A 15,711-nucleotide genomic window follows, 5' to 3' on the forward strand; every position below is an offset into this window, starting at 1 on the left:
GCCCCCGGGGATGGGACGGGTAGGGGCGGCGGGGGCGAAAATCCGACCGCCCCCCACCCCCCCACTCAGCCCGGAATGACGACCGTCCGCAACTCCCCGTCCCCCAGATGCAACATCCCCTTGCCGGGCGCGACCTGCCCACCCACCATGCTCCGGTTGATGCGCACCCCGATCAGATCCCCGCTCGAAGACTCCTGCGGGGACAGCAGAACCCCCCGCCTCCCCTTCTTCGCGTCGACCTGCCACCCACTGAACCCGCTGCAGACATCCTCCTCGTCACCAGCGATGACCAGCCCGAGCCCCCGCTCCGCCCCCCGCGACACGATCTTCTTCATCTGGCTTGCCGCGTCGCAGTCCTCCAGGATCTCCCCGTCGTCGATCAGGACGACGATCGGCTCCTCCAGGGACGCCTGGTCGATGATCTCCTCGAAGTCGTCCTCGTCGATGTCGTCGCCGGTGTACAGCTTCAACACCCCTTCCGCGCCCTCCAGTTGGCGCAGCGGCGACTGGCGTGGGGCCGCGATGACCAGTCGTACGCCCTGGGACAGATACGACTGCGCGAAGTTCATCAGCACCGTCGAACGGCCCGACTTCGCCGGTCCCGCGACGACGAACGTCGGTACGCCCGTCGCGAGGTCGGGGCCGAAGCCCGTGATGTCGTCGCCGCCGATGCCGACCAGGCCCCAGAGGCGGGAGCCGGACGTCTCCGGGTCGCGCATCCCCCACGCGTCCGTGAACGAGATCCGGGAGGGGAGGCTGTCGACGCGGAACGGGCGCCGGGAGCGCGGGAGTTGGGCGTCCCGGGCCGCAGCCGCCTCGCCGATCGCAGTGATCGCCGCCGCCTGCCCCTGCCCGGTCGTGTCCTCCGCAAGCAGCGCGAACTGCGTCTCGATGCCGGACTCGTTCTTGTAGCCACGGCCCGGCGGGATCTCCTCCGGGACCTTCCGGTGCGGAATGCCCAGCGTCGAGAAGTCGCTGCGATCGGCGAGCCGCAGCCCGTACTTGTCCTCGGTGAGCGTCGCGATCCTGCCGACGAGGAGGGTGCGGTCACCGGTCAGGACCAGGTGGATGCCTACGCTCGCGCCCTCACGCATCATCGTCGTCAACTCGTCGGTCAGCGAACCGTGGTCCACCTCGCCGAGGGTCGGGACCCAGCCCTCCCAGCGGTCCAACAGCACTACGACGTGCGGCAGTCGCTCCTGCTCCGCCGACGCGGCCCGCTGCTCGCCGATGTCCGCGAACCCCTTCTCCGCCAACAGGTCCTGCCTGCGCCCCATTTCCCCCTTCAGCCGGTTGACCAGCCGGATCACCCGCTCCGTCTGGTTCCGGCTGACGACAGCCCCGCAGTGCGGCAGCCGCGTCAGCGCGTTGAGCGCGCCGTTGCCGCAGTCGATGCCGTACAGGTGGACGTCGGCGGCGGAGTGCGTACGGGCCAGGGAGGCAGCGATCGTACGGAGAATCTGCGAACGACCGCTGCGCGGGGCGCCGCCGATCATCAGATGGCCGAAGGTGGCGAAGTCGATGACGACCGGGCGGCGGGCCTGGGCGGCCGGCAGGTCCTCGATGCCGTACGGGACCGGCGCGAGTTTGCCCGTGCCGTGGTCGGCGAAGGCCGGGACCTCGATCTCGTCGAGCAGGAGCGTCTCGGAGAGCGCGGGCAGCCAGGGGCTGTGCTGGGGCGGGATACCGAGCGACCGGTTGGCGTCGCGCACGGCGTCGACGAGCACCTTGAGGTCGGTGATCTCCTCTTCCTCCCGCGCCTCGACCTTGGGCTTCCTCAGCGCGGCCCGGCCCAGGTCCTCCCAGGCCAGCGGCCCCGACCAGGGCATCAGGACGGCGGGGTCCGCCGCGCCGGGGCGGCGTCCACCGACGCGTCCGGACTGGAAGGGGACCAGGGAGGCGTGGCCGAGGCGGACGTACGCGCGGCCGGGCGTGTTCTTGGAGATGTGCCCGGCTTCCGGTGAGTCGATGACATCCGACGACTCACCGCCGTCCGTCACTCGCAGCGCGATACGGAGGTTGGTGTTGGCGCGGATCTCCGGCGACACGACACCCGACGGTCGCTGGGTGGCCAGCAGCAGGTGGATGCCGAGGGAACGGCCTCGCTGGGCGATGTTGACGAGACCCGTGACGAAGTCGGGCAGGTCACGCACCATCGAGGCGAACTCGTCGATGACGATGAGGAGTCGGGGCACGGGCGCGTGGGAGGGGTCCCTGCGCACCAGGTCCTGGTAGTCCTCGATGTCCTTGGCGTCGGCCGCGGCCAGGATGTGCTCGCGGCGGTGGAGTTCGGCGCCGAGGGATTCCAGGGCGCGTTCGACGAGATGGGCGTCGAGGTCGGTCACCATGCCGACGGTGTGCGGGAGATGGACACAGTCCTTGAAGGCGGCGCCGCCCTTGTAGTCCACCAGCACGAACGTCATGTTCTCGGGGGTGTTGGCGACGGCCAGCGCGGCCACGATCGTCTGCAGCAGCTCCGACTTGCCGGAACCGGTCGTACCCGCGATGAGTCCGTGCGGCCCGTCCTTGCGGATGTCGATGCCGAAGGGACCGTCGTACGACTCCCCGATGACCGCCATCGTCGACTGCCCGCCCATCCGCCAGCGCGCGGAGATCGCGTCGGGCGTCGGCGGCTCCAACTGCAGTACGTCCAGCAGCCGACTGGCGCCGGGCAGTGCCGAGTCCTCGGTCTCGCCGCTGATGTCGCGGAGCGCGGAGAGGGAACGGGCCAGCCGCAGACACCAGGCGGCGGAGACGAAGTCGGGCCGTACGTCGGCCAGTCGCTCCGCGCTCTCCTCCTCGACGCGCAGCCGCAGCTTGTCGGTCCGGGCGCGCTGATCGGTCTCGGCACCGGCGTTGTGCCAGGCGTGGAAGGAGGGGAACCCGCCCGCGACAGCCTGCGGTTGGGACGGAGTCTGCTGGGCCTGCTGTGTCTGGTACGCCGGGTCGGCGTGTTCCTCGGCCTTGGGCTCGGCGACGACGAAGGCCTGGCACTCACCGGGCAGGAACCGCTCCTCGGCGTCGAGGCAGAGGGCGTACATCGCCACGTCCGGCCCCTCGCGCAGCAGCTTCACCACACCGGGCAGCGACCGCAGCCGCCGAGACCCGTCCCATACGACGACGATGTCCGGGTCGCTGAACGACGCCCGCTGCCCCTTGTTCTGCTCAAGGGCCTTCTTGCGCGCGTCGAGGATCTGCGTCAGCTCACCGATCCGCGCGCCGACGGTCTCGGCGTCGGTCCCGATGAGGACGTTGACGTCCTGCCCGCCGGACGGCCGAGTGTGCGGCAGCCACCTCACCCAGTCCCAGCTCTCCTGCGCCGTACTCTCGCTCAGCACATAGAACTGCACGTCCATGGGGCTCTGGAGCGCGGCGGTCTGGGCGATGGCCCACCGCCCGAGCGCACGGGCGGAATCGCCGGGCCCGGCCATGCCGATCACCCCGAGCGACCGCAGGGACAGCGCGACGGGCGCGTCCTCGATCTTCCAGGTCACCTGGCGCCGGTGCTCGTCCTGCTCGGGGTCGTCGAGGACGACCTCGGAGGGCAACTGCCCGGTCCCGACGCGCAGTAGGAGATGGTCGCGGTCGGTACGCCGCCGCTCCCACAGCCGCGTACGGGGCCCGGTGCCGAGGGAGAGGACGGTGGCCGGGTCGGGAATGGCGTGCCGCCGGTCCTGCCGCTCCGCCAGCAGGGCGTCCTGGGCGTCCTTCTCGATCCGCGCCTTCTGCTCCTTGTACTCCTTGACCTGCTTGGCATGGGACTTGCGCCCGTGCTTCTTGTCCATGAAGTAGTTGGCGAAGAGCATGATCGGGCTGAGGCCCGCCATGATCAGGTAGTACCAGCGCCCGAAGATCGCCACGGCCACGATCGCGCCCACGAGCGGGGTGAGCGCCATCAGCCAGGGCAGCGGCCGGGCCTCGAAGTCGCGCGGCGGCGACGGCAGCCGGAACTTGGTCTGGCGGTCGGGGGAGCGCAGGCGGGGCGGCCGGTTGTAGTCGAGGCCGACGCCGTCTTCGGACCACTTGAGGGCGGCGTTGGGCGGGGTGTAACGGGCGAGTTCGACAAGGGAGTTGCCGATGGAGATCTGCCCGCCGAGGGGCCAGGAGTCCCCTTCGGTGTCGGCGATCGCCTTGCCGTCGAGAGTGACGCTCTCCTTGTCCCCGTGGACGGCGACCTGGCAGGTGCCATCGGTTGCAACTGACAACGTGAGGGCGCGGGCGTCGACCTCGGGATCGTCGATCCTGAGGTAGGAGGCGGGCCCGCTGCCGATGTCGTACCGCCCGACCCCGAGCCGGTGCACGAACCCGGCGACGGGTCCGCCGACGACCCGCAGCTCGACGAGCCCGGTCGGCTCGCCGGGCAGGCAGCCGGCGGGATCCTGCAGACTGACGACGGCCCCTTCGCGCAACGGCGACCCGGCGACATTGGCGGCCGGATCGACGGCGTACCCATCGACATAGACAAGGGGGGAGTTGTTGGCGGGCACCTGTCCGTGATGCCCGAGGGGGATGATCTGGGCGCCGCTGTGGCCGACCTGCTTGGCCAGTTCCTGGGCGATGTCCCCGACGGTGGACTCGGGATCCGCGTCGAGCACGACGTCGGCGGTGCCCCCGCCGAACGGATCGACGACGGTCAGAGTCAGGCGCACGGTTGTCCTCCCCAACGGCCCCCGTGGCCGCTTCCGCAACGCAGGCCACCGTAGGAAGCGACGATATCCGCTCGGTGTGACAGAAGGGCAACGGGTGCGGACCAGGCCCTTCCCTATGGTGAATTGGTGACGGAACGGTGTTGGCCTGTCGTTGATCCGCCTTGTTCCAGAACCGAGATGTCGCCACTCGCGCCACACCCGTAAGCTGCTGCCTCAGTCGGTTGGAACAGGGAAGCCACGGGGGTTGGCCCTGCGGCACTTCACGAGGGAGCGGCTTCATGGCCAAGGACCTTGACGTCACATATCAGGACATGCGGGATGCGGCCAAGCATGTCGTGAAGGAGAAGGAAAAGCTCCAGGAGAAGCTGGACGGCCTGCGCAAGTACATCGCGAACCTGGTCGAGTCCGGCTACGTCACGAAGAGTTCGTCGAAGGCATTCGACGAGAACTTCGAGGAGTTCACGCGCGGCGCGAAGGACACCCTGGACGGTCTGGACGGCATGGGTGACTACCTGACCATGGCCGCGGACAAGTTCGAGCAGATCGACGAGGAGCTGGCCAAGTCGGCGAAGCGGTAGCCGACGGCGACGGCAGCCGGCACGCGACGACAACTGGCACGTGACGGCAGCTGACACGCGACGGTTTGTGGGGCGCTCGCCTGGTGCGACAGCGCGCATGCTGTGAACGCACCGGGCGGCGCCCGGTCTTCGTCCCGGTCCCGGCTCCGGCTCCGGTTCTGGTTCCGGTCCTGGCCACGTCAGTTGTCGGGGAGGGATCCGTCCGGGAGGTGTCCGCCCGGGAGGGGATGCCGGAGCGCGTACATGTGGAGTTCGCTACGGAGTTCCTCCGTCTCGACCCGCAGCCAGGATCCGTCACGGAAGCGGATCAGCAGCGCTCTCGTCTCGAACTCCCCGGAGAACGGGTCGACGAGGGTCGCCTCGGTGGCGGGGATGCGGGCGACGATCTGCGTGTGCTTCTCCCGCCCCACGCTGACCCGCTGCGGCGGCGCCGCCAGGACGAGCCCTTCCTGGGTCGCCAGCAGCAGTCGCTGGTGGTGGGTGGAATGGTCGTACCAGCGCAGCAGGAACTGACCTGCGTCGGCGCTCCAGTTCCCGTCGAAGACCTTGTCGAGGCCTTGTTGGGCGATGGTGGCGTCCCGGCGCTTTTCGTCCTCCTTCTTGGCCTGCCATCGCTCCTTTTCTTCCTTGGTGTCAAGGGAGCGCATGACCGCGGCTTCTATTCTGGCCAGAAGCTCGAAGAGTGAGATGACAGGTATGAAAGGGGCGCCGAGTACCGCACCGACCATGCCCAGCGGGCGCATTCCGGCGGGGCGGAGCTTGGGGTTGCCCGCGGCCTGGAGTACTTCCGCCGGGGGCTGCGGGATCTTGTCGATCGTGCACCAGTCGCCCGCCTCGGCCTGGATGCCGAGACGGTCCGCTGTCACGCGCTGCTTGGACCTACGGGTCACGTCACGACTCTCCTTGCCGATGCGGAAACAGGATCGGTGCGTCGAGAGCGTATCAACCACTGGGAGTTAGTACTCATGGGGGACCATATAAAGGCGGATCTTGCCGCCATCAAAAAGTGTTCACGTGACCTGGGCAAGATCCATGACGAGTTCGAGCGGAACGGTAATCCCGCCGACGAGTATGGCCAGGCGGTCGGACACGGTGGGCTGAAAGACGCCTTCTCGGAATTCGGAGACACCTGGAAGAAGACCAGGAAGAAACTGATGAAGGAACTTGAACAACTGGCCGAGTTCACCTCCACCGCCGCCAAGGCGTACGAGGAGGTCGACCACAAGCTGGCCGAGGCCATCCGGGACGCCAAGGCGCAGGGCAAGGGGACGAAGTGAGCAGGACGGATGCCGACTGGCCGCCGCTGTGGCATGACGACCCGACGCCGGGCGACCCCGAGGAAGTGGCCGAACTGGGGCGCAAGTTGCGCAGGATGGCCGAGATGATCGAGGAGCAGTCCCGGGTCATCAAGGCGCTTGCTTCCGTGGAGGGCTGGGACAGTGAGGCCGGCCGAGGCTTCCATGAGATAGCCGGCGACACCTCGGACAAGCTGCAGAAGTCCTTCGAACGCTACGACGAGGCGGCCAAGGCCGTCGGGGAGGACGTACGCGAGGGCGGCTCGGACGAGTTCGCCGGCGAAATGCGCCGGGCGCAGCGAAAAGCGGACAAGGCGCTGAGCGATTATCGCGAGGCCAAGGCCGACCACGACCTCGCGGAGCGCGAGGTGCAGAAGTACACCGACAAGTATCCCACCCACAACATTCCCGCCGCGGAGAAGGACGAGTACGAGCGCTGGGAGAAGAAGCGCGACGACGCGCTTCATCGCATCGGTGACGCGCGGAAGCTGGTGAAGGAGGCCAGGGAGATCTATGACGACGCGGGGGACAAGGCCGCTCGTCATATCAGGAATGTCGTGCACCATGACGCGGTCCGGGACCCGGGCGGTTTCATGAACTTCCTCGCGGATTGGGCGGACCTGTTCTCCAACATCTCGGCCGTGCTGTCCGTGCTTGCGGTGATATGTGCTTTCGTTCCGCCGCTTCAGTTCCTGGTCCCGATATTCGCGACCCTCGCCGTACTGGCCAGTGCGGCTGCGCTCGCCGGGCATGCGTACGACATGACCGCGCGCGGCGGGAAGGTCGACTGGATGAAACTGGGCGCCGACGCGCTGGGAGTGCTCCCCGGGCTCGGTGCGCTGAAGGGGTTCAAGGTTCTCAAGGGCCTCAAGGGGCTTTCCAAGGTGAAGGCATTCGGGAACTCGAAGATCTATGCGACCGCGCTCGACGGGGTCGGCCACAACTTCCTGAACGGGGTCAGCGTCAAGCTGGTCAACAAGGTCCTGGGCAGGACGGCGCGCAACGCGTTGATCGACGGCAAGAAGATCACGGGTGTGATCAAGGGGGCAGGTCTCGGGAGCGCCCTGCACAGGATGTTCAGCGGGGAGAACGGCGAGAGGACCGGGTACCAGGCACCCCCCGGGAGCGCCGGACCCGCTCCGTCCCCCGCACCGCGCCCCGCGCCGAGCGCACCTCCCTCGACCACTCCGGCGCCCGCGCCCACGCCGTCGCCCACGCCCGGGCCCGCCCCGAGTGTCTCGCCGAAGTCGTTCAACGCGGCTCTGGCCGCCTAGAGAAGCGCGATCAGGAGGGCAGGTGTCATGAGCGACAGCGAAAACTTCGGCGAATGGGAGTTCGTCGGACGCCGGGGCGGTGAGGTCGTCACCTTGGTCGGCGGCTCGGTGATCTCCGCCGTACCCGAGGCGAAACAGGCCGCGGAGAAGGCCCGGTTGGACCTTCGGTTCGACTTCCTGGACGACCGAGCGACGCTCGCGCTGCTGCGCCGAAGGCATGACGACGAGGAGGACATGTTCAGGGCGGGCTTCGTGCACGGAGTGCCCTTGGCGCTGGTGGGCTCCGCGGCGGGGGTCTACTGGGGCGGGGTGGCGCAGTACTGGGAGACCACCACCGCCCGCACGGTCTACCTCGCGATCGCGGTGGCCGTCGTAGGAGTTCAGTTCCTCTTCTTCGTACGAAGCGCGCTGTCGGTCTGGGGCGACCCGGTCCGGCAGAACCTGCGGGCCCGCGCGCGGAGTTACCGGGAGATCGCGCACATCGCCCGCCGGGGAGGAGCCGAGGTCCCGGCCTTCTACCCCCACTACGGCCCCTACCCCTTCGCGGCGAAATTCCGGCCCGAGGTGGCTGATCGCGAACAGTTCGACGGGTCTGGCGGTTCTGCCAGTTCTGCTGGTGGTGCTGGTGGCGCTGGTGGTTCTAACGACTCTGGGAGGGAAGGTTCGGATGGCGACGACCACTGACACCGTCGGCGAAGCCCGGCGCAGCCTCGCGGGAGGCGGTGGTGTGGAGGTTCGCTGGATCATGCCCGAGGGTTTCTTCGAGCTGCCCTTCGAGGCGGACGACCTGGACGAACTCGCTGACCAGCTGGTCGACTTGGCCAAGCGGACACTGCCCGGTGCCGACGAGGAGGTGCAGCTGCAGTGGGCCGCCATGTGCGCCGCGAACTACGACGATTTCGTGGAGGCGGGCGTTCAGTACGCCGGTTTCGTCACGACGGAGGTCGACGGCGTGCGCTGCACGGCGACGGTGAACGTCAGCCTCATGGACCTGGACGAGCGGGCCGGCCGGAATCCCGTCGGCTTCATCGCGTCCACGATGCGCCACCTGGAGCTGGGCCAGATCGGCGAAGTACGACTGCCCTGTGGACCGGCGGTGACCTGCGTCGGCAACCGGTCGGCCAGCGTCGACGGCAGCCTGACGGAGTCGGGCCGGGCCGAGCCGATATGGACCTCTTTCATACAGGTCCAGGTTCCGCTGGACAACGGGACCGTGCTGGTGCTGGAGATGGGTACGCCGACGATCGAAGGCTGGGACGTCTTCTCCGCCATGTTCGCCGGCATCGTGAAGAGCGTGCGCTTCTTCGACGACCAGGGAGCCCTGCTGGTGATGCCGGGGTGAAGGAGCCGACCGAGGCCGAGGCCGACACCGATGCCTCGGCACCGGAAAGGGGCCTCTCGGGGAGAGGCCCTTCCGAGAACGGCCTCCCGGGGAACGGCCCTTCGGGGAACGGCCTCTCGGGGAACTCGCCGGTGGGCCGCCCCCGGGACTACCGGCTGCTGGTCCCGCGGGAGTGGTTCCGTATCGACCTCACGCGACACCGCTGGCGGGCCCAGCTCAAGACCTTCGTGGACCACCAGGCGGCGGGCCGGCCTGTCCCCGCGGACCTGACCCGGAACGTATGGACCACCCTGCGCAACACCGCGGAGGCCGGCCGGGCACGCGGCGCCCTGGAGTTCTACCTCCTGACGACCCTCCAGGACGGCAGCCTGCCGGCCTCGCTCCTGGTGTCGTCGATGCCGATGGGCGAGACACCGGCTGATCCGCGGAAGTTCGCGGCATGGCTCGAAGCGCGACAGCCCGAGGGCCGCACACGGGCCGAGGTGTCGGTGGCGGACCTCCCGGCGGGCACCGCCGTACGGGTCCTCGGCGCCACGACGCTCGACGTCCATGTCCGGATGCCCGGCGGGGTGGGCTACCTGACGCTCTCCTTCTCGGCGCCGGTCACCGGTATGTACGGTCCGATGGGGCGGTTGTGCGATGCGATCGCGGGGTCTTTGGGGTGGGTGGGGTGACGGGGCTGGAAACCAGTGGGGCTGGAAACCAGCGGTCCCATCGGTAGGATCTTTGCTCATGCGGACGGCTGAAAGATCCGTCCGACACAGCCGCGGAGGATACGGGAAGCCAGCTCCGGTCGAGTCCCGTGAGGCTTCTCAATGGGGGGATCATGTCGGATCAGACTGCCGATATCACGCGAATCAAGGAGAGCGCACGATCGCTGTCCAAGATCCACCGGGAGTTCTCCCGGAACGCGAATCCGGCTGACGGCCTCGGTATCGACGTACTGGGTGACCGGAGTCTGGTCGAGACATTCGATGACTTCGGCGACAACTGGAAGATCCATCGAGAGCGACTCACGGACGAGATCGAGAAGCTCTCGAAGATTCTCTCCACCGCGGCCCAGGCCTACGAGGACATCGATCACCAGCTGGCAGAGGCTCTCCGCGGCACGGACAAGCAGGGCACTGGTACTGGTACTGGTACTGGCGGTAGCGGGGGTGCGAAGTGACGCGTCCTCGGACCGGCGAATGGACGGTGATCGGGGAGCCCTCGGACCCGCTCCCCGGCGATCCGGAGCAAGTCGCAGGCCTCGGCCGCGACTTGCGCAGGACCGCGGAAGCGATCAAGAAGCAGGCGGACGAGATCAAGGCGCTTTCGTCTGTCGCCGCCTGGACGGGCAAAACGGCCGACGAGTTCCGTGGGCAGGCCGAAGAGGCCGAAGGGAAGCTGCGTAAGGCTTTCAAGCGGTACGACGCGGCGGCGGACGCCCTCGGTGAGAAGGTGATGGAAGGCGGCTCCTCGAAGGAGTACGCCTCGGAGCTGCATCGCGCACAGACCATGGCGGACAAGGCGCTTCGTGACGCCCAGGACGCGGACGCGGACCAGAAGGCGAACACCGGCGCGATCGACGGGCTGCCCAAGGACACGGCGGACGACGACCCCGAACGCAAGAAGCTGGAGAAGCGCCAGGAGGCGGCGACTTCGGCGATGGAGCGGGCGAAGAGGGATCTTGAGGCGGCCAAGGATGTCCGCGATGCCGCGGTGAAGCGTGCGCGTGAGGCCATTCGGACCGCGATCGACAACGACGGTCTGAAGGACGGCGCCTGGGACAAATTCAAGGACTGGGTGCACGACAATGCCGGCTGGATCAAACAGCTGGTGGACGTTCTTGGCTGGATTGCCACTATTTGCGGAACCCTGTCCCTGCTGGTCGGCTGGATTCCCATTGTCGGACAGGCGCTTGCCGCCGTTCTCGGCACGATCGCGCTGATCGCCACGATCATCTCTCTGGTCGGCCACATCGCGCTGGCCCTCGCGGGGGAGGGGAGTTGGTTCGATGTCGCGCTGGATGTCGTGGGGCTGGCCACATTCGGCATCGGCCGGGGGGCCATTGCCGGGGCGCGAGGAGCCGCGGCCGGGGCGAAGGGGGTCGCCCGCTCGGCTGCGTTCCGCAATGCCATGGTGGGGGTGACCGCGAAGAAGGGGACTGCCGCGTACAACAAGGCGGTTCAAGCGGCGTGGAAGGAAGCGCGCCGGCTGAGCGGTGACGCATTGCGTGGCAAGGCGGGTGCGGAAGCGATCGCCAATGCGCCCAAGGGGTGGTTCCCGGGCGCGGGGCGGCTGGCTGAGGCGTTCAGTCCCAAGGCTATTGGTAAGGAAATGGTCGACAGTTTCAAGGATCTCAAGGTGTTCAGGGATGTTGGAGATCTTTTTAAGGCGGACACCTGGTCCGAGGCGCGGAATCTGGGCATGCGTTTCAAAGTCGGCGATGCCGGGCTGGAATCTCTGAAGAAGGACATCGGAGATATCGGTGACTCTGTCCGGTCTGCCGATGCGGTTTCGGATCTGTCCGACGTCTTCAAGGCGCAGACACGAATCTGGCAAGGAGCGACGATCATAGCCTCGTCCACGGACGCCTTGGACAAGGGTCCGATTACGGGCGGGGCCGCTGGCCTCTTCGGCGTCGACGGACTGGATGACGGCCTCTGGTCGGCGACTGGGATCAAGGATGCGTGGACGACAAGTGATGGCTGAGCAGTTGGAGAGCAGCACGGCACTACGAGAGCCGGTGTTGCGGCCGAGGAGCATGCGTGGCCCCGGCCTCGACGTCGTACGCAACGCACGCGTCTATGCGGACGGGAAAAGTCTGGTCGTACGCAATCGACGCGGGCGTGAACGCCGGTATCCCGTTGGAGAAGGCGGGATCCGGAAAGCCGTCTTCTTCCCGCCGGTCAATGTCCTGGGAACCGCCATGAAGCGGCCTCCGACACGGTGGGGAGTTGTTGTCTTCCAGGATTCCGAAGGGCGCTATGTGCTTCGGGTTCCGCTCGCGCACTGGCTTCCCGAGGCGACGGAGTTGGGGACGGCGGACCTGAGTCCGCAGGACTGCCTCGGCCGTACGGGACTGAGGCAACTCTCGGACCGTCTCGGAATTCCGCTGTCGGAGAGCCCGCGGCCCTGGGGGCGAGAAGTGATCGACAGCCCCGGAGGGGGGCGCTACGACTCGGCGATCGAATCCGATGTGCCCGTCTGGAACGGCTGGGCCCGAGGTATCGGCATCGCAGGATGGTTCATCACCCTGGTCCTCTCCTTCAGCGTGGACAGCATCGGCAGTGTGGGCCTGGTCGTGGCGGCGGGCGCACTTTTCCTGGTGCCCGGCAGCGATGCGCTTGTCTGCGCTCTCGCCTGGTGGCGCAGGCGTCGTGACACGCGACTCGCCGATGCCGTTGTCATCGCCCCGTCTCCTGAATCGGGCGCCGTTGCGACTCGCCGGTTCTTGGAGACCGCGGCTGTGCGGGTACTGCCCGGCGAGGTGGTGCTGACCAACACCGTGGGTGAGGAACGGTGGTACGCGCGGCGCGGAGCACATGGCATCGCGCAACTGGTGCGGCTGACAGACGCGAAGACAGGTGCCCGCCTGGGCGTGGAACTGCGTGACGACAACCGGCAGGCACGCGTGCTGTTGCCGTGGCGGTGGTGGTTCGCGGGCCCGGACGGTGACCGACGCTGGTCGGAGCTGGTGGCTGCCCTGGAACTCCCGGTCTCCGATGAGAAGTTCAAGTATGCGTCCAAGACGGGGAGCAAGGACGGCCCGGACCTCTGGTATCGAGCCCATGAACTCGCGAGCGACGCAAGGAAGCTGTCGCCGATGGAGGGCAAGGCCGCACGCAGTGCGACCAGTTGGGGCGAGTCGGTGGTCGGAAGCAGTGAGGTGATCGTGCTTCCCGTCTTCAGCGCGCTCCTGCTGGGGGGTCTCTTCTCCGACAGGGTGCCGGCTCAGGTCGCGGGAGTCTTCTCCGCTCTGACCATTGTCGGCACGCTGGGCCCGGCTATCGCCAACCAGCTTGCCAGCCGCGTCACCCAGGACCGCCCCCATGTCTCGCCCCGCGTCTCGGAGACGTCATGACCTTGACGACTCGGAGTGAACCCCCGCCACCTGCGGACTACCAACTACTCCTCCCAGAAGGCTGGTTCAGGGTTCATATCGACCCGGAACGACGCGATCGGTCTGTCGACGCCCTCGTCGAGAGGCAGTTCAACGGGATCGACAACGCGCCCCAGATCAAGGCGCAGGTCAGACAGGAACTGATCGACCAGGCGACCAAGGCCTTCGAGGAAGGCGGCGTCGAGCTGTACCTCAGCCTCCAGCAGGCAGGCCCGCTCACGGTTCCGGCCTCGCTGCTGATCGCGTTGGGTCTGCCTCCGCAGGGAGGGCGTCTTCCGGCCCTGGACGACATCGCCGGTCGACTGGCTGCCGAAGGGAATGCCGGCCGGGAGGTGTCGGTCGTCGAGCTCGCGGCAGGGCCGGCCCTGCGAGTCCGCGAGGAGTACGACCCGGCTCGCGACCGCCCGCCGACAGCGGAGGCGCAGAAGGAAGCGGACTACGCGCTGCCGTCCGTAACGCTGGACTACCAGGTGCAGGTACCGGGGGCCGAGGCGCTCCTGCTCCTCACCTTCTCCACCCCACTGGTCCAGATCGCCGACGCCATGGTCGACCTCTTCGACGCGGTCGCCGGATCTCTGAGCTGGACGGACGCGGCATGAGTGAGCTGCGGGAATGCGGAATCGTCTGCCCGACGGACTGGGTTCCGCTCGCGATCGAGCCGACCGAGCCGACCGACGACGTCAAGCGGTGGGCCGGCGATACGGCTGCCGATCTTCAGGAGCGGAACAGGGCAGCGGGACACGAGTTGGACAGGCAGGAGCTGGAGAGGGATCTCCGAGGGCGGGCCGAGGACAGCCGACGCCGCGCCCCCTTCTACGCCTTCGCCCTCTACCCGGACGGCTTCGACAACGCGTTGGCCACTCTGGAGATCGACCTCGTCCACCCCGACGCGTCGGTCCCCCGGATCACCCTGGACTGGCTGGCCGAGACCTTCAGCGCCCATGACTTCGGGCCGCCACTGATCACCCGTACGGGACTGCCCATCGGACCTGCGGTCCGCATCCGGCAGAACTTCGCCGCGGACGGCGCCGTACCCGGCGACCCGGGCGTCCTGCTGGAGACGCTCATGTACGGAGTGCTGCCGACCGGTGCCGAGAGCGCGGTGGTCTTCCTCATGTCCTGGACCGTCCCGGGAATCGCCGACGAGATGGAGCAGGCGGCGGCCGACCTGGTCAAGACGCTGTCCGTGGCGTTCTGAACCGACCGTCGACGGGTCTGTTCCAAGTAAGCAGGGGGAGAACATGACGGCGAACAAGCCGCGGACCGAGGTACGGCCGGAGCCCGAGGAGGAGGATTCCTGGCGACGGATCGCGCTGATCCGCTGGTCGCTCTGTGCCCTCGCGTGCGCCGTCGGCTCCGCAGGACTGGGCTGGCTCGTCCCCGCGGCACCTCTGCCGAACCCGTACGCCGGCGCGGCACTGGTGCTGGCCTGGGTCGTGCTGCCGCTCGCGACTGTACTGATACCCCTGCTGTGGCTGCGCCGGGTTCCGCGCAAGCAGCGAAAGGTCGCGTGGCAGTTCCTCGTGCCTGTTGTCGCGGGAGTGGCACTGGGCGTGATCGGCAAACAGGCGGGTGATCAGGCCGGTCTGGCGGATCGCGGCCGGTGGACCGAGGCCGTGGTCGTGCGCAAGGAGGAGGGCAAGACCGACAAGTGCCTGATGCGGACCTCCGGCGGACGTGAGATCTGGCCTTCGCTCTCGGAGGGTGACGGCTGCAGGGAGTGGGTGTCGGAGGGGGACACACTGCGCGTCCGGTACGACCCCGAGGGCGTTGCCCGACCCGTCGACGACGTGGACACGGCCCCGTACGGGGAGTTGCTCGTGTATCTCATGGTGGCGGTCGTGGTGATGGGTACGTGGGGCGGCGTACGGCAGAGCAGATGGGACCGGGAGTACGACGCCGTGGGGTGCGGGGCTGACGCGCCTGCGCTCGCTCAGTGCGTTACGCCGCGACGAGGTCGCCCCATACGTACTTGCCGCGCCGCCCGTCCCTGCTGAGCGGCTGCCACCCCCACAGGTCGGCGCAGGTGCTGACCAGGGCCAGCCCTCGCCCCTCCTCCAGCTGCGTGAGCTGCGTCAACTCCCCTGCCGAGGGCGGCGGTTCGGGCGGCTCGGGGTCGGCGTCCCAGGCTCCGACGCGCAGGAAGCCGTCCCGCATCCGCAGACGCAGGGCGACGGGACCCTTCGTATGCCGTACGGCGTTGCTGACCAGCTCCGTGGCGAGGAGTTCGGCGGTGTCGGTGAGGCGGATCAGGCCGTGCATCGTGAGGACGAGACGGACGGTACGGCGGCAGACGGTGACCGCGCGGAGGTCGTGGGGGATGTGGAGGACGTACTCCCAGGAGGCGTTCTCTTCGGGTTCGGGCATGGGTGAACTCCGTTTGTGGGGAGGGGAGTTGAGGCCGGGCTGGCGGGTTTCGGGCGGTGGCGGTGCCGCAGCCGTCGTGGCAGGACGGAGTGGTGCGCTTC

The 15,711-nt window shown here is 68.0% G+C and carries 15 protein-coding genes; 12 read left to right on the top strand and 3 right to left on the bottom strand.

What is annotated here, in order from left to right; translation table 11 throughout:
- Positions 1 to 65: 65 nt before the first annotated feature.
- On the bottom strand, positions 66 to 4,649 hold the full coding sequence (locus CW359_RS42225; protein WP_105975568.1) for an FtsK/SpoIIIE domain-containing protein: 4,584 nt from the start codon (positions 4,647 to 4,649) through the stop codon (positions 66 to 68).
- A gap of 278 nt (positions 4,650 to 4,927) precedes the next feature.
- On the opposite strand from CW359_RS42225, the gene CW359_RS42230 reads away from it, so the two are divergent.
- Positions 4,928 to 5,227, top strand: coding sequence for a WXG100 family type VII secretion target (locus CW359_RS42230; RefSeq protein ID WP_164313606.1), 300 nt, complete (start codon positions 4,928 to 4,930; stop codon positions 5,225 to 5,227).
- A 179-nt stretch (positions 5,228 to 5,406) separates the two neighbouring features.
- Here the strand turns inward: CW359_RS42230 and CW359_RS42240 are convergent, their stop codons facing one another.
- The gene (locus CW359_RS42240) at positions 5,407 to 6,117 is read right to left on the bottom strand and encodes a hypothetical protein (protein ID WP_105975570.1); all 711 of its coding nucleotides are present in this window, start codon (positions 6,115 to 6,117) and stop codon (positions 5,407 to 5,409) included.
- Positions 6,118 to 6,192: 75 nt separating this feature from the next.
- On the opposite strand from CW359_RS42240, the gene CW359_RS42245 reads away from it, so the two are divergent.
- From CW359_RS42245 to CW359_RS42295, 11 genes are all read left to right on the top strand, one after another.
- Entirely contained in the window at positions 6,193 to 6,504 is a 312-nt protein-coding gene (locus tag CW359_RS42245) for a type VII secretion target (RefSeq protein WP_105975571.1), read from the top strand.
- Entirely contained in the window at positions 6,501 to 7,796 is a 1,296-nt protein-coding gene (locus tag CW359_RS42250) for a putative T7SS-secreted protein (RefSeq protein WP_105975572.1), read from the top strand. The genes CW359_RS42245 and CW359_RS42250 overlap by 4 nt, the downstream gene beginning before the upstream one ends.
- Before the next feature lie 27 nt (positions 7,797 to 7,823).
- On the top strand, positions 7,824 to 8,480 hold the full coding sequence (locus tag CW359_RS42255) for a hypothetical protein (RefSeq protein WP_105975573.1): 657 nt from the start codon (positions 7,824 to 7,826) through the stop codon (positions 8,478 to 8,480).
- Positions 8,464 to 9,138 carry a hypothetical protein gene (locus CW359_RS42260; protein ID WP_105975574.1) on the top strand — a complete coding sequence of 225 codons (675 nt, stop codon included), beginning with the start codon at positions 8,464 to 8,466 and terminating at the stop codon, positions 9,136 to 9,138. Before CW359_RS42255 ends, CW359_RS42260 begins: the two co-directional genes overlap by 17 nt.
- Before the next feature lie 131 nt (positions 9,139 to 9,269).
- Positions 9,270 to 9,812, top strand: coding sequence for a hypothetical protein (locus tag CW359_RS42265; protein WP_232838840.1), 543 nt, complete (start codon positions 9,270 to 9,272; stop codon positions 9,810 to 9,812).
- Between the two features lie 152 nt (positions 9,813 to 9,964).
- On the top strand, positions 9,965 to 10,306 hold the full coding sequence (locus tag CW359_RS42270; protein WP_105975597.1) for a hypothetical protein: 342 nt from the start codon (positions 9,965 to 9,967) through the stop codon (positions 10,304 to 10,306).
- A complete protein-coding gene (locus tag CW359_RS42275; RefSeq protein WP_105975575.1) occupies positions 10,303 to 11,832 on the top strand; it encodes a putative T7SS-secreted protein in 1,530 nt (509 codons plus the stop codon). Before CW359_RS42270 ends, CW359_RS42275 begins: the two co-directional genes overlap by 4 nt.
- Positions 11,825 to 13,204 carry a hypothetical protein gene (locus CW359_RS42280; RefSeq protein WP_157968742.1) on the top strand — a complete coding sequence of 460 codons (1,380 nt, stop codon included), beginning with the start codon at positions 11,825 to 11,827 and terminating at the stop codon, positions 13,202 to 13,204. The genes CW359_RS42275 and CW359_RS42280 overlap by 8 nt, the downstream gene beginning before the upstream one ends.
- On the top strand, positions 13,201 to 13,842 hold the full coding sequence (locus tag CW359_RS42285; RefSeq protein ID WP_105975577.1) for a hypothetical protein: 642 nt from the start codon (positions 13,201 to 13,203) through the stop codon (positions 13,840 to 13,842). Before CW359_RS42280 ends, CW359_RS42285 begins: the two co-directional genes overlap by 4 nt.
- A complete protein-coding gene (locus CW359_RS42290) occupies positions 13,839 to 14,441 on the top strand; it encodes a hypothetical protein (protein WP_105975578.1) in 603 nt (200 codons plus the stop codon). The genes CW359_RS42285 and CW359_RS42290 overlap by 4 nt, the downstream gene beginning before the upstream one ends.
- Before the next feature lie 43 nt (positions 14,442 to 14,484).
- On the top strand, positions 14,485 to 15,240 hold the full coding sequence (locus tag CW359_RS42295) for a hypothetical protein (RefSeq protein ID WP_232838841.1): 756 nt from the start codon (positions 14,485 to 14,487) through the stop codon (positions 15,238 to 15,240).
- Here CW359_RS42295 and CW359_RS42300 read toward each other — a convergent pair.
- A complete protein-coding gene (locus tag CW359_RS42300) occupies positions 15,185 to 15,610 on the bottom strand; it encodes an ATP-binding protein (protein WP_105975579.1) in 426 nt (141 codons plus the stop codon). The two genes, CW359_RS42295 and CW359_RS42300, sit on opposite strands and share 56 nt — an antisense overlap.
- Positions 15,611 to 15,711 lie beyond the last annotated feature (101 nt).

Origin of the sequence: Streptomyces geranii, assembly GCF_002954775.1 — a bacterium.
Classification (GTDB): Bacteria; Actinomycetota; Actinomycetes; order Streptomycetales; family Streptomycetaceae; genus Streptomyces; species Streptomyces geranii.

Bases quoted from the DNA above. Each gene is read 5' to 3' on its own strand.
- CW359_RS42230 (WP_164313606.1), top strand. From the start codon at position 4,928: ATGGCCAAGGACCTTGACGTCACATATCAGGACATGCGGGATGCGGCC.
- CW359_RS42245 (WP_105975571.1), top strand. From the start codon at position 6,193: ATGGGGGACCATATAAAGGCGGATCTTGCCGCCATCAAAAAGTGTTCA.
- CW359_RS42255 (WP_105975573.1), top strand. From the start codon at position 7,824: ATGAGCGACAGCGAAAACTTCGGCGAATGGGAGTTCGTCGGACGCCGG.
- CW359_RS42260 (WP_105975574.1), top strand. From the start codon at position 8,464: ATGGCGACGACCACTGACACCGTCGGCGAAGCCCGGCGCAGCCTCGCG.
- CW359_RS42270 (WP_105975597.1), top strand. From the start codon at position 9,965: ATGTCGGATCAGACTGCCGATATCACGCGAATCAAGGAGAGCGCACGA.
- CW359_RS42280 (WP_157968742.1), top strand. From the start codon at position 11,825: ATGGCTGAGCAGTTGGAGAGCAGCACGGCACTACGAGAGCCGGTGTTG.
- CW359_RS42285 (WP_105975577.1), top strand. From the start codon at position 13,201: ATGACCTTGACGACTCGGAGTGAACCCCCGCCACCTGCGGACTACCAA.
- CW359_RS42290 (WP_105975578.1), top strand. From the start codon at position 13,839: ATGAGTGAGCTGCGGGAATGCGGAATCGTCTGCCCGACGGACTGGGTT.
- CW359_RS42295 (WP_232838841.1), top strand. From the start codon at position 14,485: ATGACGGCGAACAAGCCGCGGACCGAGGTACGGCCGGAGCCCGAGGAG.
- CW359_RS42300 (WP_105975579.1), bottom strand. From the start codon at position 15,610: ATGCCCGAACCCGAAGAGAACGCCTCCTGGGAGTACGTCCTCCACATC.